The sequence below is a fragment of the Citrobacter sedlakii NBRC 105722 genome (genome assembly GCF_000759835.1).
In the GTDB taxonomy this organism is placed as follows: Bacteria; Pseudomonadota; Gammaproteobacteria; order Enterobacterales; family Enterobacteriaceae; genus Citrobacter_A; species Citrobacter_A sedlakii.
Genome location: NZ_BBNB01000003.1, coordinates 86,533 through 108,998, shown reverse-complemented (window position 1 = coordinate 108,998; position 22,466 = coordinate 86,533). Strand labels below are relative to the sequence as shown.

Sequence of the window (22,466 nt, the reverse complement as noted above, 5' to 3'; positions counted from 1 at the left end):
GCATCCGGCACAACAAGAGAGATAACCGAATGACATCGTTACGACATACAGCGTTAGGCGTGGCGTTAAGCCTGGCATTCGTGGGAAATGCTTTGGCCGTGACCACCATTCCGTTCTGGCATTCTATGGAAGGCGAGCTGGGGAAAGAGGTGGATTCTCTGGCGCAACGTTTTAATGCCGCCAATCCGGATTACAAAATTGTGCCGGTGTACAAAGGCAACTACGAACAGAGTCTGAGCGCGGGCATCGCCGCCTTCCGTACCGGCAACGCGCCGGCGTTGCTTCAGGTGTACGAAGTAGGCACGGCGACGATGATGGCGTCGAAGGCTATCAAGCCCGTTTATGAGGTGTTCAAAGACGCGGGTATTCATTTTGATGAGTCACAGTTCGTGCCGACCGTCTCTGGTTACTACACCGATTCCAAAACCGGTCACCTGTTGTCTCAGCCGTTTAACAGCTCCACTCCGGTGTTGTATTACAACAAAGACGCCTTCAAAAAAGCCGGGTTAGACCCCGAACAACCACCAAAAACCTGGCAGGATCTGGCCGACTACACTGCGAAGCTGAAAGCGGCAGGGATGAAGTGCGGCTACGCCAGCGGCTGGCAGGGTTGGATCCAGATCGAAAACTTCAGCGCCTGGCATGGTCTGCCGGTGGCGACCAAAAACAACGGTTTTGACGGTACTGACGCGGTGCTGGAATTTAACAAGCCGGAGCAGGTGAAACACATCACTCTGTTGCAGGAACTCAATAAGAAGGGCGATTTCAGCTACTTCGGACGTAAAGACGAATCCACCGAGAAGTTCTACAACGGTGACTGCGCCATTACCACCGCATCCTCTGGTTCGCTGGCAGACATTCGTCACTACGCCAAATTTAACTACGGCGTGGGCATGATGCCGTACGATGCCGACGTAAAAGGCGCGCCGCAGAACGCCATTATCGGCGGGGCGAGCCTGTGGGTGATGCAAGGGAAAGACAAAGAGACCTACAAAGGCGTGGCGACGTTCCTCGACTTCCTGGCGAAACCGGAAAACGCTGCTGAATGGCATCAGAAAACCGGCTACCTGCCGATCACCAAAGCTGCCTACGATCTGACCCGCGAACAGGGTTTTTATGACAAAAATCCGGGCGCGGATATCGCTACGCGTCAGATGCTGAACAAGCCGCCGTTACCGTTCACCAAAGGCCTGCGTCTGGGCAATATGCCGCAAATCCGTACCATTGTGGACGAAGAGCTGGAAAGCGTATGGACCGGCAAGAAAAACCCGCAACAGGCACTGGATTCTGCGGTAGAGCGCGGAAATCAACTGCTACGCCGCTTCGAGCAGTCGACCAAATCGTAATGTGAGTTGCCCGGTGGCTTCAGCTTACCGGGCCGACAAGAGTGTAAGCCGGGTAAGCCGAAGCCGCCGCCCGGCGCTGTTCAGGAAAGCCAATTTTCATGTCATCTTCTCGTCCGGTATTCCGCTCGCGCTGGCTGCCTTATCTTCTGGTCGCGCCGCAGCTGGCAATTACCCTTATTTTCTTTATCTGGCCTGCGGGCGAGGCGCTGTGGTACTCGCTGCAAAGCGTCGATCCGTTTGGGCTGTCCAGCCAGTTTGTCGGGCTGGATAACTTCGTCGCACTGTTCCATGACCGCTACTACCTCGATTCCTTCTGGACGACGGTGAAATTCAGCGCGCTGGTGACCGTCAGCGGCCTTTTGGCCTCGCTGTTTTTCGCCGCGCTGGTCGACTACGTGGTGCGCGGCAGTCGTCTGTACCAGACGCTGATGCTGCTACCTTACGCCGTCGCTCCCGCCGTCGCCGCCGTGCTGTGGATCTTTCTCTTTAACCCGGGGCGCGGGCTGATTACGCATTTTTTGGCCGAATTCGGTTATGACTGGAACCACGCCCAGAATAGCGGTCAGGCCATGTTCCTGGTGGTGTTTGCGTCGGTCTGGAAGCAAATTAGTTACAACTTCCTGTTCTTCTTCGCCGCGCTGCAGTCGATTCCCCGTTCGCTGGTGGAAGCCGCCGCCATTGACGGCGCGGGGCCGGTGCGCCGCTTCTTCAGGCTGTCGTTGCCGCTGATTGCCCCGGTGAGCTTCTTTCTGCTGGTGGTTAACCTGGTGTACGCCTTCTTCGATACCTTCCCGGTGATCGACGCCGCCACCGCCGGTGGGCCTGTGCAGGCGACCACCACGCTAATTTATAAAATTTACCGCGAAGGTTTCGCCGGGCTGGATCTGTCAGCTTCCGCCGCGCAGTCGGTGGTGCTGATGTTCCTCGTCATCATCCTCACGGTGGTGCAGTTTCGCTATGTGGAAAGTAAGGTGCGTTATCAATGATTGAGAACCGTCGCGGGCTTACGATTTTCAGCCATACCATGCTGGTTCTGGGGATTGCCGTCATCCTGTTTCCACTGTACGTGGCGTTTGTCGCGGCGACGCTGGATAACCGGGCTGTATTCGACACGCCGATGACGCTGATCCCAGGATCACACCTGATTGAAAACATGAAAAATATCTGGGTCAACGGCGTGGGCGCCAACAGTGCGCCGTTCTGGCTGATGATGCTCAACAGCTTCATCATGGCATTCGGTATTACGGTGGGCAAAATCACCGTGTCGATGCTTTCGGCCTTCGCCATTGTCTGGTTCCGCTTTCCGCTGCGTAACCTGTTCTTCTGGATGATTTTCATCACCCTGATGCTGCCGGTGGAAGTGCGTATCTTCCCGACGGTGGAAGTGATTGCCAACCTTGGAATGCTCGACAGTTACGCAGGTCTGACGTTGCCGCTGATGGCCTCGGCGACGGCCACTTTCCTGTTCCGCCAGTTCTTTATGACCCTGCCGGACGAATTAATTGAAGCCGCGCGTATCGACGGCGCGTCGCCGATGCGTTTTTTCCGCGACATCGTGCTGCCGCTGTCAAAAACCAACCTCGCGGCGCTGTTTGTCATCACCTTTATCTACGGCTGGAACCAGTATCTGTGGCCGCTACTGATTATCACCGACGTTAATCTTGGCACTACCGTGGCGGGTATTAAAGGCATGATCGCCACCGGCGAAGGCTCCACCCTCTGGAATCAGGTGATGGCGGCGATGCTGCTTACCCTTATCCCACCCGTAGTCATTGTTTTAGCCATGCAGCGCGCGTTTGTCCGCGGCCTGGTGGATAGCGAGAAATAAAATGGCAGGTTTAAAATTACAGGCAGTCACCAAAAGCTGGGATGGTAAAACCCAGGTCATTCAGCCGCTCACCCTCGACGTGGCGGACGGGGAATTTATCGTGATGGTCGGCCCGTCCGGCTGCGGAAAATCGACGCTGCTGCGCATGGTGGCGGGGCTTGAACGCGTTACCTCTGGCGATATCTGGATCGACCGCCAGCGCGTCACCGAGATGGAGCCAAAAGATCGCGGTATCGCGATGGTGTTCCAGAACTATGCCCTCTATCCACACATGAGCGTGGAGGAGAACATGGCCTGGGGGCTAAAAATTCGCGGGATGGGCAAAGGCCATATTGAGGCACGGGTGAAAGAGGCGGCGCGCATTCTGGAACTGGATGGCCTGCTTAAGCGCCGCCCGCGCGAACTCTCCGGCGGCCAGCGCCAGCGCGTGGCGATGGGGCGCGCCATCGTGCGCGATCCGGCGGTGTTTCTGTTTGATGAGCCGCTCTCCAACCTCGACGCCAAACTGCGCGTGCAGATGCGCCTCGAGCTGCAACATCTGCATCGTCGCCTGAACACGACATCCCTGTATGTGACCCACGATCAGGTTGAGGCGATGACGCTTGCCCAGCGGGTGATGGTGATGAACAAAGGCATCGCCGAACAGATTGGCACGCCGGTAGAGGTGTATGAAAAACCCGCCAGCCGCTTTGTGGCGAGCTTTATCGGCAGTCCGGCAATGAACCTGCTGGACGGGCGCATCACCAGATCGGGCACGCATATTGAGCTGGAAAGTGGCATGGCGTTGCCGATTGGGGGAGACTACCGTGGTTACGCCGGGCGTAAGATGACGCTGGGTATTCGTCCGGAGCATATTGCGCTAAGCTCGCAGACGGAAGGCGGCGTGCCGCTGGTGATGGACACCCTCGAGATGCTGGGGGCTGACAATCTGGCCCACGGACGCTGGGGCGAGCAAAAGCTGGTGGTGCGCCTTACCCATCAGCAACGCCCGAAAGCAGGCAGCACGCTGTGGCTGCATCTACCGGGAAATCATTTGCATCTTTTTGACGGTGAAACAGGACAACGTGTATGAGTAACTGGCCGTATCCCCGCATCGTCGCCCACCGTGGCGGCGGTAAACTGGCGCCGGAAAACACCCTCGCAGCAATCGACGTGGGCGCCCGTTTCGGACACACCATGATTGAGTTCGACGCTAAGCTGTCAAAAGACGGCGAAATCTTTCTGCTGCACGACGATAATCTCGAGCGAACCAGCAACGGCTGGGGCGTGGCGGGTGAGCTGAACTGGCAGGATTTATTGCGTGTCGATGCGGGAAGTTGGTTCAGCGGGGAGTTTAAAGGCGAACCGCTGCCGCTGCTGGCGGATGTGGCGGACCGCTGTCGTCAACACGGCATGATGGCCAATATCGAAATCAAACCGACCACCGGCACCGGGGCGCTGACGGGAAAAGTGATTGCCCTTGCCGCACGTGAGCTGTGGGCGGGGATGACCGCGCCATTGCTTTCATCGTTTGACATTGATGCGCTGGAGGCTGCGCAGGTTGCGGCACCGGAACTGCCCCGCGGGCTGTTGCTGGACGAATGGCGCCAGGACTGGCGCGAGTTAACCTCCCGCTTAGGCTGCGTGTCGATCCATCTCAATCATAAATTGCTCGATGAAGCGCGCGTGAGCAGACTAAAAGACGCCGGGCTGCGCATCCTGGTGTACACCGTCAATAAACCCCAGCGCGCCGCTGAGTTGCTGCGCTGGGGCGTGGACTGCATCTGTACGGATGCCATTGATATTATCGCTCCGGACGTTACTTCTGCTGGTTAAGCATATCGCCGTTCTGCCGCTGGGGCAGCATCTTCTGACTGCTGCTCTGGCCGCCGCTTAGCATCCCGCCGCCGCTGTTGGGGAGCGGCTGTTCACGCATTTGGCCCTGCTGGATCCGTTGCTGATTGCTGTTTATCTGCGTTTGCAGATGCTGCTGCTGTTGTTGAGTCTGGGTTTTGAGCTGTTGGTTCAGCATCCCTTTCTGCTGGATCTGCTGCGACTGCATTTGCGTCTGCATCCGCTGCTGGCTGGGGATCTGATAACCCGGTTGGTTCGGGTTGTTCATGGTATTGATCGGCTGTGCGAAACAGGCAAACGGCAGTAGCGCTGTCAAAATGAAGAGTCGTTTCATCGTCATTCCTCCTGTGTGAGGTATCTCTTAAGTTTACGCCTTTCCCGGCGAAACGATGGTTATTTCAGAGTTATGCACCAGGCTTAGTGGGGCGTTGCCCGTTCAATTCTGGAGAATAACGATGATGAAACCGACGTTTTTGCGCCGGGTAGCCATTGCTGCTCTGCTCTCAGGAAGTTGTTTTAGTGTGGTAGCCGCGCCGCCAGCGCCGCCTCCGGTCTCGTACGGCGTGGAAGAGGATGTATTCCATCCCGTTCGCGCAAAGCAGGGCATGGTGGCCTCGGTGGATGCGATGGCGACAAAGGTGGGGGTGGATATCCTCAGGCAGGGCGGTAATGCCGTCGATGCCGCTGTCGCCGTAGGCTACGCGCTGGCGGTGACCCATCCGCAGGCGGGGAACCTGGGCGGCGGCGGCTTTATGCTGCTGCGCACGAAAGAGGGCACAACCACCGCCATCGATTTTCGCGAAATGGCGCCCGCTAACGCCACCCGCGACATGTTCCTCGACGATCAGGGGAATCCCGACAGTAAAAAATCGCTGACTTCGCATCTCGCGTCCGGGACGCCAGGCACCGTGGCGGGGTTTTCACTGGCGCTGGAAAAATACGGCACGATGCCGCTGAACAAAGTGGTGCGTCCGGCTATTTCATTGGCGCAGGACGGCTTTGTGGTTAACGACGCGCTGGCGGAGGATCTGAAAACGTACGGCAGTGAAGTCATTCCCCATCATGAAAACAGCAAAGCGATTTTCTGGAAGGACGGCGAGCCGCTGAAGAAAGGCGACACGCTGGTACAGAAGAATCTGGCGAAAAGCCTGGAGATGATCGCCGAAAGCGGTCCGGATGCGTTCTATAAAGGCGCCATTGCCGATCAAATTGCCCAGGAGATGCAGAAGAACGGCGGGCTTATCACCAAAGAGGATTTAGCCAACTACAAAGCGGTGGAGCGTACGCCGATTAGCGGTGATTATCGCGGGTATCAGATCTTCTCCATGCCGCCGCCTTCATCCGGCGGGATTCATATCGTCCAAATCCTCAACATCCTGGAAAACGTCGATATGAAGAAATATGGCTTTGGCAGCGCGGACGCCATGCAAATTATGGCGGAAGCGGAAAAATACGCTTATGCCGATCGTTCGGAGTATCTGGGTGACCCGGACTTCGTGAAAGTGCCGTGGCAGGCGCTGACCAACAAAGCCTATGCCAAAACGATCGCCGAAAAGATCGATATCAACAAAGCGAAACCGTCCAGCGAAATTCGCCCCGGCAAACTCGCGCCTTATGAAAGCAATCAGACCACGCACTTCTCGGTGGTGGATAAAGACGGCAACGCAGTGGCGGTGACCTATACCCTGAATACCACCTTCGGTACCGGCATCGTGGCGGGCAATACCGGCATTCTGATGAACAACGAAATGGATGACTTCTCCGCGAAACCGGGCGTGCCAAACGTCTACGGACTGGTGGGCGGCGATGCCAACGCCGTCGGGCCGAAGAAGCGCCCGTTGTCGTCGATGTCGCCAACCATCGTGGTGAAGGACGGGAAAACCTGGCTGGTGACGGGCAGCCCGGGCGGCAGCCGTATTATCACCACGGTGCTGCAGATGGTGGTCAACAGCATTGATTTTGGGATGAACGTTGCAGAGGCAACCAACGCGCCGCGCTTCCATCACCAGTGGCTACCAGATGAGCTGCGCGTGGAGAAAGGCTTTAGCCCGGATACGTTGAAGCTGCTGGAGCAAAAAGGACAAAAGGTCGTGCTGAAAGAGGCGATGGGCAGCACCCAGAGCATCATGGTTGGGCCTGATGGCGAGCTGTATGGGGCTTCCGACCCACGTTCGGTGGATGATTTAACGGCGGGGTATTAACGTGTTGCCGGGTGGCGGCTCCGCCTTACCCGGCCTGCGTTTCAGTCTTATCAGTCCCGGTAGGCGTAGCGCCGCCGGGCGATGTGTCACTTTATTCTTGCCATATAATACGCGTCCACATACTCGCCGTCGCGCAGGGCGTAGCGCTTGCCGGTGCCTTCAATGTCAAAGCCATGCTTTTTATAGACCGCCACCGCTGGCGCATTATCGACAAACACCGTCAGTTCGATGCGATCTATCCGCAGCCAGTTATCGCACATATCGACCATCGTGCGAATCAACGCGCTGGCAACGCCGCGGTTTTGCCAGCGGGCGTCAACGCAGATGCCAAAATCGGCGACATGGCTGCGGCGGGGGCGCTGCGTAACCTCAATGCACAAATGCCCGACAACCTGCTCGTCAATGCAGGCGACAAGCTGTTTAATGCCCGGCTGGTCGGCCAGTCGCGCCTGCCACATTTCCATCGAGGGATGCGGAACCTGTAGCGTGTTGCGATACACCTCAGGCTGGGCGTGGATCTGACGAATCGCGTCATAATCTCTGGTTTCAGCGTGGCGTATCACTATTTCGCTCATTCTTGTCTCTCCGGTGGGGGTAAAGTCCTTTTTAACATCATTGACTTTCACATCGCAGTCAAATGCATTTATTTGCAAAAAGTGTTGGACAACTGCGAATGAGAATGATTATTATTGCTTTGCATTCAGGGAGACCCTTGCGGAGAACCTGAAAGCACGACATTGCTCACATTGCTTCCAGTATTACTTTAGCCAGCCTCTGCTGGCTTTTTTTTTGGGGTTTGTTTCAGCCTGGCTTACTTGTCATTTTGTCCCCGGGGAGTGCTCCTCACGTACATTAAGTACGCTCCGGGCCCTGCGCGCTTGCCGTGAACAAACTGACGGCGACGGCGGCGGCTGATTTTTTGGTTTTGCTTTTGTAGGCCGGATAAGCGTCAGCGCCATCCGGCAACGGTTTCGGGCTCTGACGTGTCGTCTTTCCCTGGTTTGCGCTAAGGTGTAGTCAATCACCTTAAAAAGGACACCTTCATGACGTTACATTGCGCATTTATTGGCTTTGGGAAAAGCACGACCCGTTATCATCTTCCTTATGTACTCAACCGTAAAGACACCTGGCACGTCGCCCATATTTACCGCCGCCGCGCGAAGCCGGAAGAACAGGCGCCGATCTATTCTCATATCCATTTCACCAGCGATCTTGATGAAGTGTTAAATGACCCACAGGTAAAACTGGTGATTGTCTGTACCCATGCCGACAGCCATTTTGAATACGCGAAGCGTGCGCTGGAAGCAGGGAAAAACGTGCTGGTCGAAAAGCCCTTCACCCCAACCCTGGCAGAGGCCAGGGTGCTGTTTGAACTGGCGCAAAGCAAAGGGCTGACGGTATCGCCGTATCAGAACCGCCGCTTTGACGCCTGCTTCCTGACCGCCAAAAAAGTCATCGAAAGCGGCAAGCTGGGGGAGATTGTCGAAATCGAAAGTCATTTCGACTACTACCGACCGGTGGCGGAAACCAAACCGGGTTTGCCGCAGGACGGCTCGTTCTACGGTCTCGGCGTGCATACCATGGACCAGATTATCTCGCTGTTTGGGCGTCCGGATCACGCCGCGTATGACATCCGTAGTCTGCGCAACAAAGCGAACCCGGACGATACCTTTGAGGCGCAGCTGTTTTACGGCGACCTGAAAGCGATCGTTAAAACCAGCCATCTGGTGAAAATCGATTACCCGAAATTTATCGTTCATGGCACCAAAGGCTCGTTTATTAAATACGGCATCGACCAGCAGGAAACCAGCCTGAAGGCCAACATCATGCCGGGTGAACCGGGGTTTGCAGCCGATGAGTCGCTGGGCGTGCTGGAGTACGTCAATGATGACGGTGTGACGGTGCGCGAAGAAGTCACGCCGGAGGTGGGGGACTATGGTCGCGTTTATGATGCGCTGTTCAAAACGATTACCCAGGGGGCGCCAAATTACGTCAAGGAATCTGAGGTTTTGACGAATCTCGAACTCCTGGAACGGGCGTTTGAGCAGGCGTCTCCGGCCACCATTACCCTTGCCAGATAAGGCTTACGGCTCCTCTATGCTCTTGTTCATATTTTTTGAACAGAGGAGTCAATTTTCACCCTCTATGATCGCAGCGCGATTGGGTCCACACTGACTCCATCGAAAACATCTGGGGGTGAACACAATGATCTACTTACGCAAAGCAAATGACCGCGGCCACGCCAATCATGGCTGGCTGGATTCCTGGCACACCTTTTCGTTTGCCGACTATTATGACCCGAACTTTATGGGCTTTTCGGCGCTGCGGGTGATTAACGATGACGTGATTGATGCGGGACAGGGGTTCGGTACCCATCCGCATAAAGACATGGAGATCCTGACCTACGTGCTGGAAGGCGCAGTAGAACACCAGGACAGCATGGGCAACAAAGAGCAGGTGCCAGCCGGTGAATTCCAGATCATGAGCGCGGGAACAGGGGTACGTCACTCTGAGTACAACCCGAGCAAAACGGATCGTCTGCGTCTTTACCAGATCTGGATCATCCCGGAAACAACCGGCATAACGCCGCGTTACGAACAGCGTCGTTTCGATGCCACGCAGGGGAAACAACTGGTGCTGTCGCCGGATGCCCGCGACGGTTCGCTGAAAGTGTATCAGGATATGGAACTGTACCGCTGGGCGCTGGTAAAAGACGAGCAGTCGGTGCATCAGATTGCCGCAGAACGCCGCGTCTGGATCCAGGTGGTGAAAGGCGAGGTGACGATAAACGGCACCAAAGCGACCACCAGCGACGGTCTGGCGATTTGGGATGAACAAGCGATCTCAATTCATGCCGACAGCGATAGTGAAGTGCTGCTGTTTGACTTACCGCCAGTATAAATCGACATCACCCTGCCCAACGAGGGCTTACAGGCCGGATGCGACGTGAAAACGTCGCATCCGGCTTTTTTCGTGTGTCATTAATTCTTCATGTCCGTGGTAAACTGGGAAAATCTATCCCTTTTATATCTTTCAGGACGATGAAAAAGAAAAGACCCGTACTTCAGGATGTCGCCGACCGCGTAGGCGTGACCAAAATGACGGTCAGCCGCTTTTTGCGTAACCCGGAGCAGGTCTCCGTCGCGCTACGCGGCAAGATCGCCGCTGCACTTGATGAACTGGGTTACATTCCCAATCGCGCCCCTGATATTCTTTCAAACGCCACCAGCCGGGCGATCGGCGTGTTGCTGCCTTCATTAACCAACCAGGTCTTCGCTGAAGTGCTGCGCGGGATTGAGGCGGTAACGGATGCCCACGGCTACCAGACTATGCTCGCGCACTACGGCTATAAGCCGGAAATGGAACAGGAGCGCCTGGAGTCGATGCTTTCCTGGAATATCGACGGTCTGATTCTGACCGAACGTACCCATACTCCGCGCACCCTGAAAATGATAGAAGTGGCAGGTATCCCGGTGGTTGAACTGATGGACAGCCAGTCGCCGTGTCTGGACATCGCCGTCGGCTTTGACAACTTTGAAGCTGCCCGTCAGATGACTGCCGCGATTATCGCCCGCGGGCATCGTCATATCGCCTATCTTGGCGCGCGTCTCGACGAACGTACTATCATCAAACAGAAGGGGTATGAGCAGGCGATGCGGGATGCAGGCCTGGTGCCTTACAGTGTGATGGTTGAGCAGTCTTCATCTTACTCGTCGGGGATCGAACTGATCCGCCAGGCGCGCCGCGAATATCCGCAACTTGACGGGATCTTCTGTACCAACGATGACCTGGCGGTCGGGGCGGCGTTTGAATGCCAGCGCCTGGGGCTTTCAATCCCGCGTGATATGGCGATTGCCGGGTTCCACGGTCATGATATCGGACAGGTGATGGAACCGCGTCTGGCCAGCGTCCTGACGCCGCGTGAACGGATGGGCAGCATTGGCGCAGAGCGCCTGCTGGCTCGCATCCGTGGTGAAAGCGTGACGCCGAAAATGTTAGATTTAGGTTTCACCTTGTCACCGGGCGGATCTATTTAAGCCAACAAATTTGAAGTAGCTCACACTTATTCACTTCTGGCACGTTTGGACATTGCGTCCAGGTTTGTCCGGTCGGACAATGTTACCGATAACAGTTACCCGTAACAATTCCTGAACTTTGTACTGTGAGGGCACCACTTTGAGCACGACTAACCATGATCACCACGTTTACGTTCTGATGGGCGTATCGGGCAGCGGCAAATCCGCTGTCGCAAGCGAAGTGGCGCATCAACTTCATGCCGCGTTCCTTGACGGCGATTTTCTCCATCCGCGTAGCAACATTGAGAAAATGGCCTCTGGCGAACCCTTAAATGACGACGACCGTAAACCGTGGCTGCAGGCGCTGAACGACGCCGCGTTTGCCATGCAGCGTACCAACAAAGTGTCGCTGATCGTCTGTTCCGCGCTGAAAAAACACTACCGCGACATCCTGCGCGACGGTAATCCAAACCTTTCTTTTATCTACCTGAAAGGCGATTTCGACGTCATTGAAAGCCGTCTGAAGGCGCGTAAAGGCCATTTCTTCAAAACGCAGATGCTGGTGACACAATTCGACACGCTGCAGGAACCGGACGCTGACGAGAAAGACGTGCTGGTGGTGGATATCGATCAGCCGCTGGACGGTGTTGTTGCAAGCACCATCGAGGTCATTACTAAAAGGCAGTAAGTTTTGAGTACATTAACGCTTGTTTTAACAGCAGTAGGCTCCGTTTTACTGCTGTTGTTTTTAGTGATGAAGGCGCGAATGCATGCCTTCGTTGCTTTGATGGTGGTGTCTATTGGCGCAGGGCTCTTTTCCGGTATGCCGCTCGATAAAATTGCAGCGACGATGGAAAAGGGAATGGGCGGTACGCTTGGCTTCCTGGCCATTGTGGTCGCGCTGGGCGCTATGTTCGGTAAGATCCTGCATGAAACGGGCGCGGTCGATCAGATCGCCGTCAAGATGCTGAAATCCTTTGGTCACAGCCGCGCGCACTATGCGATTGGCCTGGCCGGTCTGATCTGCGCGCTGCCGTTGTTCTTTGAAGTGGCGATCGTGTTGCTGATTAGCGTCGCGTTTTCGATGGCGCGTCATACCGGCACCAATCTGGTGAAGCTGGTGATCCCGCTGTTTGCCGGGGTTGCGGCGGCTGCGGCCTTCCTGCTGCCCGGGCCTGCGCCGATGCTGCTGGCTTCACAAATGCACGCCGACTTTGGCTGGATGATCCTGATTGGCCTGTGCGCCGCGATTCCGGGAATGATTATCGCCGGGCCGCTGTGGGGCAACTTCATCAGCCGTTTTGTGGAGCTGCGCATACCCGACGATATTACCGAGCCACACCTCGGCGAAGGCAAAATGCCATCCTTTGGCTTCAGCCTGTCGTTGATCCTGCTGCCGCTGGTGCTGGTGGGGCTGAAAACCATCGCCGCGCGCTTTGTACCGGAAGGGTCAACGGCTTACGAATGGTTTGAATTTATCGGCCATCCGTTCACCGCGATTCTGGTTGCTTGTCTGGTGGCGATCTATGGCCTGGCGATGCGTCAGGGAATGCCAAAAGATAAAGTAATGGAAATCTGCGGTCACGCGCTGCAGCCGGCGGGGATTATTCTGCTGGTGATTGGCGCAGGCGGCGTGTTTAAGCAGGTGCTGGTGGATTCCGGCGTGGGCCCGGCGCTGGGGGAAGCGTTGACCGGCATGGGCTTGCCGATTGCCATTACCTGCTTCGTACTCGCCGCGGCAGTGCGCATCATTCAGGGTTCCGCGACGGTGGCCTGTCTGACGGCGGTGGGGCTGGTGATGCCAGTGATTGAACAACTGAACTTCTCCGGTGCGCAGATGGCGGCATTGTCTATCTGTATCGCGGGCGGTTCGATTGTTGTCAGCCACGTTAACGACGCCGGTTTCTGGCTGTTCGGTAAATTCACCGGCGCGACCGAAGCGCAAACGCTGAAGACCTGGACGATGATGGAAACCATCCTCGGTACTGTCGGCGCGATCGTCGGGATGATTGCCTTCCAGCTATTGAGCTGATGACTGTGCCCGGTGGCGCTTGCGCTTGCCGGGCCTGAGTACTGCATAGGTTGAAACCGTAGCACCCCCGCCGTTTTATCACCCCTTCATCCACATCCGGATACCGTCGAGGAACATCTGGGTCGCCATCATCACCAGAATCAACCCCATCAGGCGCTCCAGCGCGTTTACGCCTTTTTCGCCAAGCAGGCGCAGGAACAGCGATGACTGCATCAGAATGGCAAACGTGCCGCCCCAGGCCAGCAGCAGAGCAATGACCAGATGTCCCATCTGGTTTGGATATTGATGTGACAGCAGCATTAACGTCGCCAGAATGGTCGGACCGGCCACCAGCGGGATGGCCAGCGGCACGATAAAGGGCTCTTCACCCGCCGGTAACCCCGCGCTGTTGCCCGACGCGCTGGGGAAAATCATTTTAATGGCGATCAGGAACAGGATAATCCCTCCGGAGATGGACACTGTTTCGGCGCGTAAATTGAGAAAAGCGAGAATTTTCTCGCCCGCGAAAAGAAAAATCAGCATCAGCAGCAGCGCGATAAACAGCTCGCGAACCATAATCGCGCGACGCCGTTTTGGCTCGGTATGTTTCAGTACGGACATGAAGATAGGCAGATTACCGAGCGGATCCATAATCAGGATCAATAAAACTGCTGCTGAAATGATTTCATTCATAACTCAAATTCCCTGATAATTGCCGCGGACTTTCTGCTTGCTAACGCAGCGGGATAAGTCGCATTACTGATGGCATCGCTATCATTGATTAATTTCACTTGCGACTTTGGCTGCTTTTTGTATGGTGAAGGATAAGCCAGTAGGACACTGGTTAGCATACACAGCACACATCTCTGCAGGAAAAAACGCTATGAAAAATGTTGGTTTTATCGGCTGGCGCGGTATGGTCGGCTCTGTTCTCATGCAACGCATGGTTGAAGAGCGCGACTTCGACGCCATTCGCCCTGTTTTCTTTTCGACTTCTCAGCTGGGGCTGGCTGCGCCGACGTTTGGCGGCACCACCGGCACACTTCAGGACGCATTCGATCTCGAGGCGCTGAAGGCGCTCGACATTATTGTGACCTGCCAGGGCGGCGATTATACCAACGAAATTTATCCAAAGCTGCGTGAAAGCGGGTGGCAGGGCTACTGGATTGACGCCGCCTCCTCGCTGCGTATGAAAGATGACGCCATCATCATTCTCGACCCGGTTAACCAGGATGTCATCAACGACGGCCTGAATAAAGGCATCAAAACGTTTGTCGGCGGTAACTGTACCGTCAGCCTGATGCTGATGTCGCTGGGCGGCCTGTTTGCTAACGACCTGGTGGACTGGGTGTCTGTTGCCACTTACCAGGCGGCTTCCGGCGGCGGCGCGCGGCATATGCGTGAGTTGCTCAACCAGATGGGCCAACTGCATAACCACGTGGCGGATGAACTGGCGACCCCTTCTTCAGCGATTCTCGATATCGAACGTAAAGTCACCCATCTTACCCGCAGCGGCGATCTGCCGGTGGATAACTTTGGCGTACCGCTGGCAGGCAGCCTGATCCCGTGGATCGACAAACAGCTCGATAACGGCCAGAGCCGCGAAGAGTGGAAGGGCCAGGCGGAAACCAACAAAATTCTCAATACCGCTTCCGTGATCCCGGTGGATGGCCTTTGTGTGCGCGTGGGCGCGCTGCGCTGCCATAGCCAGGCTTTCACCATTAAATTGAAAAAAGATGTGTCTATTCCGACCGTGGAAGCACTGCTGGCGGCGCACAATCCGTGGGCCAAAGTCGTGCCAAACGATCGGGATATAACCCTGCGCGAACTGACCCCGGCGGCCGTGACCGGTACGCTGACCACGCCAGTGGGCCGTCTGCGTAAGCTGAATATGGGACCGGAGTTCCTGTCAGCCTTTACCGTGGGCGACCAGCTGCTGTGGGGCGCGGCGGAACCGCTGCGCCGGATGCTGCGCCAACTGGCGTAACCGTGTATTGCCCGATCGCGCTTTGCGTATCGGGCCTGCGGGTAATCCGCAAAAATTTGTCAAAGTGTTATCCAGGGTGCTGAGTCACCCTTTTTTATGCGTTATACAGGAGTAATCGCAGATGTTTCATTTTTTCACAGGAGTTAATTAAAGCGTTGGCTATTCTTTAAAGGTGCCCTGATACCTCCACGGTATTACGGTTTTGCCTGAAGCCAGGACGGCGCAGAGAGGATGCACAATTGTGCTGCGCTGTTAAAGTTAAAAAAGCGTCTCCGCCCGATGCCACAAGCAGCGGGAAAGGGAGGCTGTAAAACAGGATGACAACCATGTCCGTTCGTATCGATAGAGACGTGATTAACGCGCTAATTGCAGGCCATTTTGCGGATCCTTTTTCCGTACTCGGAATGCACCAGACCCCCGCCGGACTTGAAGTCCGCGCTCTGTTACCTGACGCCACCGAAGTGTGGGTCATTGAACCGAAAACCGGACGTAAAGTCGGCAAACTCGAATGCCTTGACTCGCGCGGTTTCTTCAGCGGCGTATTACCGCGTCGTAAAAATCCTTTTCGCTATCAGCTTGCGGTTGTCTGGCACGGCCAGCAGAACCTGATTGACGATCCCTACCGTTTTGGTCCATTGATTCAGGAGATGGATGCCTGGCTGCTGTCGGAAGGCACCCATCTTCGTCCGTATGAAACCCTCGGCGCCCATGCGGATACGATGGATGGCGTGACCGGAACCCGCTTCTCGGTGTGGGCGCCGAACGCCCGACGCGTCTCGGTTGTGGGGCAATTTAACTACTGGGATGGACGTCGTCATCCGATGCGCCTGCGCAAAGAGAGCGGCATTTGGGAGCTGTTTATTCCCGGCGCGCAGAACGGTCAGCTGTATAAATACGAAATGATCGACGCCAACGGCAATCTGCGCGTGAAAGCCGATCCTTACGCGTTTGAAGCGCAGATGCGCCCGGATACCGCCTCGCTGATTTGCGGCCTGCCGGAAAAGGTTGAGCAAACCGAAGAACGCAAAAAAGCCAATCAATTCGATGCGCCTATCTCCATTTATGAAGTGCACCTTGGGTCGTGGCGTCGTCATACCGACAACAATTTCTGGCTGAGCTACCGTGAGCTGGCGGACCAGCTTGTCCCGTACGTGAAGTGGATGGGCTTTACCCATATTGAGCTGTTGCCCGTTAACGAGCATCCGTTCGACGGCAGTTGGGGCTATCAGCCCACCGGTTTGTATGCGCCGACCCGTCGCTTCGGTACCCGCGATGATTTCCGCTATTTCATCAACGCCGCGCATAACGCCGGGCTGAACGTTATTCTCGACTGGGTGCCGGGTCATTTCCCCTCCGACGACTTTGGCCTGGCGGAATTTGACGGCACGAAGCTGTACGAACACAGCGACCCGCGGGAAGGCTATCACCAGGACTGGAACACGCTGATCTACAACTACGGACGCCGTGAAGTCAGCAACTATCTGGTCGGCAACGCCCTGTACTGGATTGAACGCTTCGGCATTGACGCCCTGCGCGTGGATGCGGTGGCATCGATGATCTACCGCGACTACAGCCGGAAAGAGGGAGAGTGGATCCCGAACGAGTTCGGCGGACGGGAGAACCTGGAAGCGATCGAATTTTTACGCAATACCAACCGGATCCTTGGCGAACAAGTGCCGGGCGCGGTGAGCATGGCGGAAGAATCCACCGACTTCGCCGGTGTGTCCCGTCCGCAGGACATGGGCGGGTTGGGATTCTGGTACAAATGGAATCTTGGCTGGATGCACGACACCCTCGACTACATGAAACTGGATCCGGTCTATCGTCAGTATCACCACGATAAACTGACGTTTGGCATGCTCTACAACTACACCGAAAACTTTGTGTTGCCGCTGTCGCATGACGAAGTGGTTCACGGCAAGAAATCGATTCTCGACCGTATGCCGGGCGATGCATGGCAGAAGTTCGCCAACCTGCGCGCCTACTACGGCTGGATGTGGGCCTTCCCTGGCAAAAAACTGCTGTTTATGGGTAACGAATTCGCCCAGGGCCGCGAATGGAACCACGACGCCAGTCTCGACTGGCATCTGCTGGAAGGCGGCGACAACTGGCATCATGGCGTCCAGCGGCTGGTACGCGACCTCAACCACACTTACCGACACCATAAAGCGCTGCACGAACTCGATTTTGACAGCTATGGTTTTGAATGGCTGGTGGTGGATGACAACGCGCGCTCGGTGCTGATTTTTGTGCGCCGCGATAAGGTCGGCAACGAAATTATTGTTGCCAGTAACTTCACCCCGGTGCCGCGCCACGATTATCGCTTTGGCGTAAATCAGCCGGGCAAATGGCGTGAAATACTCAACACCGACTCGATGCATTACCACGGCAGCAACGCGGGTAACGGCGGTGTCGTGCAAACCGACAACATCGGCAGCCACGGACGTCCGCAGTCATTGAGCCTCACCCTGCCGCCGCTGGCGACCATCTGGCTGGTTCGGGAGGGGGAATGAGCCAACTGGAGACGGGCAATGCGACGCCTCACGGCGCGACGTATGACGGGCACGGCGTGAACTTCACGCTGTTCTCCGCCCATGCCGAGCGCGTCGAGCTGTGCGTGTTTGACCCGCAGGGTAACGAGCAGCGCTACGATCTGCCTGCGCGTACTGGCGATATCTGGCACGGCTATTTGCCCGACGCGCGCCCCGGTCTGCGCTATGGTTATCGCGTGCATGGCCCATGGGCGCCTGCTCAGGGGCACCGCTTTAATCCGGCAAAGTTGCTGATTGACCCCTGCGCGCGGCGCGTTGAAGGAGATTTTAAAGACAACCCGCTGTTTCATGCGGGTTATGACGCACCGGATCATCGCGATAACGTCGCCATCGCAGCGAAGTGTGTGGTAACCGCCGATAACTATGACTGGGAAGGCGATACGCCACCCCGCACGCCGTGGGGCAAGAGCGTGATCTACGAAGCCCATGTCAAAGGCTTAACGTATCTGCATCCACAGATCCCGGCGGCGCTCCGCGGTACTTATCGGGCGCTCGGCCATCCGGTGATGATCGCGCATTTTAAGCGTCTCGGGATCACCGCGCTGGAACTGTTGCCGGTGGCGCATTTCGCCAGCGAGCCGCGCCTGCAACGGTTGGGGCTTTCGAATTACTGGGGCTACAACCCGGTAGCGCTGTTTGCGCTGCATCCGGCCTATGCCTGTTCGCCCGAAACGGCGCTCGACGAGTTTCGCGATGCGGTCAAAGCGCTGCACAACGCCGGTATTGAAGTCATTCTCGACATCGTGCTGAACCACAGCGCCGAGCTGGATCTGGACGGACCTCTCTTCTCCCTGCGCGGAATCGACAACCGTAGCTATTATTGGATAAGGGACGATGGTGATTACCACAACTGGACCGGCTGCGGCAACACGTTGAATCTCAGTCAGCCCAGCGTGGTGGCATATGCTTGCGAATGCCTGCGCTATTGGGTGGAGACCTGCCATGTAGACGGTTTCCGTTTTGATCTGGGGTCGGTCATGGGTCGCACGCCGGCGTTTCGTCAGGATGCGCCATTGTTTACGGCCATCAAAAATTGTCCGGTGCTTTCCCGCGTGAAGCTGATAGCAGAACCGTGGGACATTGGCGAAGGCGGGTATCAGGTGGGCAACTTCCCGCCGCCGTTTGCGGAGTGGAACGACCATTTTCGCGACGCCACGCGCCGCTTTTGGCTACGGCATAACCTGACGCTCGGCGAATTCGCCGGACGCGTTGCCGCCTCCAGCGACGTGTTTAAACGTGACGGACGTCTGCCCAGCGCGTCGGTCAATCTGGTGACGGCCCATGACGGTTTCACGCTCAGGGACTGCGTTTGTTTCAACCAGAAACACAATGAGGCGAACGGAGAGGAAAATCGGGACGGAACCGACAACAACCAGAGTAATAATCATGGTAAAGAAGGGTTAGGCGGGACGCTGGATGTGGTTGAGCGTCGGCGCGACAGCATTCACGCGCTGTTGACGACGCTGCTGCTGTCACAGGGAACGCCGATGCTGCTGGCGGGCGATGAACAGGGGCACAGCCAGCACGGCAACAATAACGCCTATTGCCAGGACAATGCGCTGACCTGGCTGGACTGGTCGCAGGCAAGCGACGGTTTGATCGACTTTACCGCCGCGTTGATACATCTGCGCCAGCAAATCCCCGCGCTGGTGGACGACCGCTGGTGGGAAGAGGGCGATGGCAATGTGCGCTGGCTTAACCGCTTCGCGCAGCCTTTAAGCGCAAACGAGTGGCAGAACGGCGCCAGACAGATGCAAATCCTGCTGTCGGGCCGTTTTCTCATCACGATCAATGCCACCACTGAAGTGGCTGAAATTGTATTACCTGACGGGGAGTGGCGCGCTGTTCCCCCATTTGCCGGTGAGGATAATCCGGTGATTACGGCTGTCTGGCCGGGACCTGCGCACGGATTGTGTGTGTTCCAGAGAGGATAAAAAGGAGTTAGTCATGGTGAGTTTAGAGAAGAACGACCGTTTAATGTTGGCGCGCCAGTTGCCGTTGAAATCCGTTGCCCTGATTCTGGCGGGCGGGCGGGGTACCCGTCTGAAAGATTTAACGAACAAGCGCGCAAAGCCGGCCGTTCATTTTGGCGGTAAGTTCCGCATTATCGATTTTGCTTTATCCAACTGTATTAACTCCGGGATCCGCCGTATCGGCGTGATCACGCAATATCAGTCTCACACTCTGGTTCAGCATATTCAGCGCGGTTGGTCGTTCTTTAGCGAAGAGATGAACGAGTTTGTCGACCTGTTGCCCGCGCAGCAAAGAATGCAGGGTGAAAACTGGTATCGCGGCACTGCCGATGCCGTGACGCAGAACCTTGATATTATTCGTCGCTACAAAGCGGAATACGTGGTGATCCTCGCCGGAGACCACATCTACAAGCAGGACTACTCGCGTATGCTCATCGACCATGTCGAGAAGGGCGCGCGCTGTACCGTGGCCTGTATGCCGGTACCTATTGAAGAAGCCAGCGCCTTTGGCGTGATGGCGGTGGACGAAAACGACAAGATTATCGATTTCGTTGAAAAACCGGCGAATCCGCCCGCCATGCCAGGGGATGCCACGAAGTCCCTTGCCAGCATGGGGATCTATATTTTCGACGCTGATTACCTTTACGAGCTGCTGGAACAGGACGACGCTAACGACGCCTCCAGCCATGACTTCGGTAAGGACATTATCCCGTCCATCACGAAAGCTGGCATGGCCTATGCCCATCCTTTCCCGTTGTCCTGTGTGCAGTCGGACCCGGAATCGGAACCTTACTGGCGCGATGTCGGAACGCTTGAAGCGTACTGGAAAGCCAATCTTGACTTAGCCTCGGTGACGCCAGAACTGGATATGTACGATCAGAACTGGCCGATTCGCACTCATATGGAATCCCTGCCGCCGGCGAAGTTCGTTCAGGACCGCTCCGGCAGCCACGGCATGACCCTGAACTCGCTGGTGTCCGGCGGCTGTATTATCTCGGGTTCGGTGGTGGTGCAGTCTGTCCTGTTCCCGCGGGTACGGGTGAACTCATTCTGTAATATTGATTCGGCGGTGTTACTGCCGGAAGTCTGGGTAGGGCGCTCGTGTCGCCTGCGTCGGTGCATTATCGATCGCGCGTGCGTTATCCCGGAAGGGATGGTTATTGGCGAAAACGCGGAAGAAGATGCCCGTCGCTTCTACCGATCCGAAGAAGGCATTGTTTTAGTTACGCGCGAAATGCTGCGCAAACTGCACGTCAAACAGGAGCGATAATGCAGGTTTTACATGTATGTTCGGAGATGTTCCCCCTGCTCAAAACAGGCGGTCTGGCAGATGTGTTAGGTGCGTTACCTGCGGCGCAAATTGCGGACGGCGTGGATGCCCGCGTACTGTTACCCGCGTTCCCGGATATTCGGCGCGGCATTACGGATGCGCAGGTGGTATCGCGTCGTGATACCTTCGCAGGCAAGATCAGCCTGCTGTTCGGCCATTACAACGGGGTGGGGATTTACCTGATCGATGCGCCGCATCTTTACGATCGTCCGGGGAGCCCGTATCACGATACGAACCTGTACGCCTATACCGATAACGTGCTGCGTTTCGCGCTGCTCGGGTGGGTGGGCTGTGAGATGGCCTGCGGACTTGACCCGTTCTGGCGCCCGGATGTGGTGCATGCGCACGACTGGCACGCGGGCCTGACGCCCGCCTATCTGGCGGCGCGCGGGCGCCCGGCGAAGTCGGTCTTTACCGTACACAATCTGGCGTATCAGGGCATGTTTTATGCACAGCATATGAATGACATCGAACTGCCATGGTCGTTCTTTAATATGCATGGTCTGGAGTTTAACGGACAGATCTCCTTCCTGAAGGCCGGTCTGTACTACGCCGACCATATTACGGCGGTCAGCCCAACCTATGCGCGGGAAATCACTGAACCGCAGTTCGCCTACGGTATGGAGGGGCTGTTGCAGCAGCGCCACCGTGAAGGCCGACTGTCCGGGGTGCTGAACGGGGTGGATGAAAAAATCTGGAACCCGGAGACGGATCTGCTGCTGGCCTCGCGCTACACCCGGGATTCACTGGAAGAAAAGGCCGAGAACAAACGTCAGTTACAGATTGCGATGGGGCTGAAGGTCAACGACAAAGTACCGCTGTTTGCCGTCGTGAGCCGCCTGACCAGTCAGAAAGGGCTGGACCTGGTGCTGGAAGCGCTGCCGGGTTTACTGGAACAGGGTGGTCAACTGGCGCTGCTTGGCGCGGGCGACCCCGTATTGCAGGAAGGGTTTCTTGCCGCGGCGGCGGAACATCCCGGTCAGGTGGGCGTGCAGATCGGCTACCATGAGGCTTTTTCGCACCGCATCATGGGCGGCGCGGACGTTATCCTGGTACCGAGCCGTTTTGAGCCGTGCGGCTTAACGCAGCTTTATGGTTTGAAATACGGCACGCTGCCGCTGGTGCGGCGTACCGGTGGTCTGGCGGACACGGTGTCCGACAGTTCGCTGGAAAATCTGGCGGACGGCATCGCCAGCGGCTTTGTGTTTGAGGACAGCAACGCCTGGTCTCTGCTACGGGCGATCCGGCGTGCGTTTGTATTGTGGTCACGACCTTCGCTCTGGCGGTTTGTGCAACGGCAAGCGATGGCGATGGATTTTAGCTGGCAAGTCGCGGCGAAATCATACCGCGAGCTTTACTATCGCTTGAAATAGTTATTCAGGAATCACC

The 22,466-nt window shown here is 56.4% G+C and carries 19 protein-coding genes; 16 read left to right on the top strand and 3 right to left on the bottom strand.

All coding sequences use genetic code 11. The annotated features are described in order from the left end of the window. Positions 1-29: 29 nt before the first annotated feature. The 5 genes from ugpB (at position 30) to ugpQ (ending at position 4,989) form a co-directional block, all read left to right on the top strand. Positions 30-1,346, top strand: a complete 1,317-nt coding sequence (gene ugpB / locus CSE01S_RS07950; RefSeq protein WP_042286502.1) for a sn-glycerol-3-phosphate ABC transporter substrate-binding protein UgpB — start codon at positions 30-32, stop codon at positions 1,344-1,346. A gap of 98 nt (positions 1,347-1,444) precedes the next feature. Beyond that, on the top strand, positions 1,445-2,332 hold the full coding sequence (gene ugpA, locus CSE01S_RS07945; RefSeq protein WP_042286499.1) for a sn-glycerol-3-phosphate ABC transporter permease UgpA: 888 nt from the start codon (positions 1,445-1,447) through the stop codon (positions 2,330-2,332). Beyond that, entirely contained in the window at positions 2,329-3,174 is an 846-nt protein-coding gene (gene ugpE / locus CSE01S_RS07940) for a sn-glycerol-3-phosphate ABC transporter permease UgpE (protein WP_042286496.1), read from the top strand. Before ugpA ends, ugpE begins: the two co-directional genes overlap by 4 nt. Before the next feature lies 1 nt (position 3,175). Continuing rightward, entirely contained in the window at positions 3,176-4,246 is a 1,071-nt protein-coding gene (locus CSE01S_RS07935; RefSeq protein WP_042286493.1) for a sn-glycerol-3-phosphate import ATP-binding protein UgpC, read from the top strand. Beyond that, complete coding sequence (gene ugpQ, locus CSE01S_RS07930; protein ID WP_042286491.1) at positions 4,243-4,989, top strand: glycerophosphodiester phosphodiesterase; 747 nt, start codon at positions 4,243-4,245, stop codon at positions 4,987-4,989. Before CSE01S_RS07935 ends, ugpQ begins: the two co-directional genes overlap by 4 nt. Here ugpQ and CSE01S_RS07925 read toward each other — a convergent pair. Then, entirely contained in the window at positions 4,973-5,341 is a 369-nt protein-coding gene (locus tag CSE01S_RS07925; RefSeq protein ID WP_042286487.1) for a DUF2756 family protein, read from the bottom strand. The two genes, ugpQ and CSE01S_RS07925, sit on opposite strands and share 17 nt — an antisense overlap. Before the next feature lie 121 nt (positions 5,342-5,462). On the opposite strand from CSE01S_RS07925, the gene ggt reads away from it, so the two are divergent. Continuing rightward, a complete protein-coding gene (gene ggt, locus CSE01S_RS07920; RefSeq protein WP_042286484.1) occupies positions 5,463-7,208 on the top strand; it encodes a gamma-glutamyltransferase in 1,746 nt (581 codons plus the stop codon). An 86-nt stretch (positions 7,209-7,294) separates the two neighbouring features. On the opposite strand, the gene yhhY is transcribed toward ggt, so the two are convergent. Next, on the bottom strand, positions 7,295-7,783 hold the full coding sequence (yhhY, locus tag CSE01S_RS07915) for an N-acetyltransferase (RefSeq protein ID WP_042286481.1): 489 nt from the start codon (positions 7,781-7,783) through the stop codon (positions 7,295-7,297). A gap of 468 nt (positions 7,784-8,251) precedes the next feature. Here yhhY and CSE01S_RS07910 point away from each other — a divergent pair, with 468 nt between their 5' ends. The 5 genes from CSE01S_RS07910 (at position 8,252) to gntU (ending at position 13,256) form a co-directional block, all read left to right on the top strand. Then, on the top strand, positions 8,252-9,289 hold the full coding sequence (locus CSE01S_RS07910) for an oxidoreductase (protein ID WP_042286479.1): 1,038 nt from the start codon (positions 8,252-8,254) through the stop codon (positions 9,287-9,289). A 124-nt stretch (positions 9,290-9,413) separates the two neighbouring features. Then, positions 9,414-10,109 (top strand): pirin family protein, encoded by a 696-nt coding sequence (locus tag CSE01S_RS07905; RefSeq protein WP_042286476.1) that lies wholly within the window; start codon positions 9,414-9,416, stop codon positions 10,107-10,109. Positions 10,110-10,249: 140 nt separating this feature from the next. Continuing rightward, positions 10,250-11,245 carry a gluconate operon transcriptional repressor GntR gene (gene gntR, locus CSE01S_RS07900; RefSeq protein ID WP_042286472.1) on the top strand — a complete coding sequence of 332 codons (996 nt, stop codon included), beginning with the start codon at positions 10,250-10,252 and terminating at the stop codon, positions 11,243-11,245. 139 nt (positions 11,246-11,384) lie between these two features. Then, positions 11,385-11,912, top strand: coding sequence for a gluconokinase (gene gntK, locus CSE01S_RS07895; RefSeq protein ID WP_042286469.1), 528 nt, complete (start codon positions 11,385-11,387; stop codon positions 11,910-11,912). A gap of 3 nt (positions 11,913-11,915) precedes the next feature. After that, positions 11,916-13,256, top strand: coding sequence for a gluconate transporter (gene gntU, locus CSE01S_RS07890; RefSeq protein WP_042286465.1), 1,341 nt, complete (start codon positions 11,916-11,918; stop codon positions 13,254-13,256). A gap of 78 nt (positions 13,257-13,334) precedes the next feature. Here the strand turns inward: gntU and yhgN are convergent, their stop codons facing one another. Then, positions 13,335-13,928 carry an NAAT family transporter YhgN gene (yhgN, locus tag CSE01S_RS07885; protein WP_012908322.1) on the bottom strand — a complete coding sequence of 198 codons (594 nt, stop codon included), beginning with the start codon at positions 13,926-13,928 and terminating at the stop codon, positions 13,335-13,337. A 190-nt stretch (positions 13,929-14,118) separates the two neighbouring features. Here yhgN and asd point away from each other — a divergent pair, with 190 nt between their 5' ends. The 5 genes from asd (at position 14,119) to glgA (ending at position 22,450) form a co-directional block, all read left to right on the top strand. Continuing rightward, a complete protein-coding gene (gene asd / locus CSE01S_RS07880) occupies positions 14,119-15,222 on the top strand; it encodes an aspartate-semialdehyde dehydrogenase (protein ID WP_042286462.1) in 1,104 nt (367 codons plus the stop codon). Positions 15,223-15,548: 326 nt separating this feature from the next. After that, on the top strand, positions 15,549-17,735 hold the full coding sequence (gene glgB, locus CSE01S_RS07875; RefSeq protein WP_042286460.1) for a 1,4-alpha-glucan branching enzyme: 2,187 nt from the start codon (positions 15,549-15,551) through the stop codon (positions 17,733-17,735). Beyond that, positions 17,732-19,708 (top strand): glycogen debranching protein GlgX, encoded by a 1,977-nt coding sequence (gene glgX, locus CSE01S_RS07870; RefSeq protein WP_042286458.1) that lies wholly within the window; start codon positions 17,732-17,734, stop codon positions 19,706-19,708. Before glgB ends, glgX begins: the two co-directional genes overlap by 4 nt. A 13-nt stretch (positions 19,709-19,721) precedes the next feature. Then, positions 19,722-21,017 (top strand): glucose-1-phosphate adenylyltransferase, encoded by a 1,296-nt coding sequence (gene glgC, locus CSE01S_RS07865; protein ID WP_042286454.1) that lies wholly within the window; start codon positions 19,722-19,724, stop codon positions 21,015-21,017. After that, the gene (glgA, locus tag CSE01S_RS07860; RefSeq protein ID WP_042286452.1) at positions 21,017-22,450 is read left to right on the top strand and encodes a glycogen synthase GlgA; all 1,434 of its coding nucleotides are present in this window, start codon (positions 21,017-21,019) and stop codon (positions 22,448-22,450) included. Before glgC ends, glgA begins: the two co-directional genes overlap by 1 nt. The last annotated feature ends 16 nt before the right edge of the window (positions 22,451-22,466 follow it).